This is a genomic window from Rhodoplanes roseus (genome assembly GCF_003258865.1).
GTDB classification, from domain to species: Bacteria; Pseudomonadota; Alphaproteobacteria; order Rhizobiales; family Xanthobacteraceae; genus Rhodoplanes; species Rhodoplanes roseus.
This window is the reverse complement of sequence record NZ_NPEX01000982.1, coordinates 1-241: the sequence shown is the minus strand read 5'-3', so window position 1 is coordinate 241 and position 241 is coordinate 1. Positions and strand designations below refer to the sequence as shown.

General features: G+C 63.9%; 1 protein-coding gene. It reads right to left on the bottom strand.

Annotation, left to right across the window (positions count from 1 at the left end; all coding sequences use genetic code 11):
• Positions 1 to 241, bottom strand: a 241-nt coding sequence (locus CH341_RS33270) for an efflux RND transporter permease subunit (protein ID WP_146604830.1), incomplete at both ends; no start/stop codon positions are given.

Here is a 241-nt window from a genome sequence, read left to right as displayed (position 1 = left end):
GTCAGCACCGACGCGAGCATCAGCCCTCCGACGATGACGACGCCGATCGCGCTTCGGCTCTCGGCCCCGGCGCCGGAGGCAAGCACCAGCGGCACGGCCCCCAGCACCGTTGAAATCACGGTCATGATGATCGGACGAAAGCGCAGGATCGAGGCTTCGATGACCGCCTCGCGCACCTCCATCCCCTCGTCGCGCAGCTGATTGGCGAACTCAACGATCAAAATACCGTTCTTCGCCATCA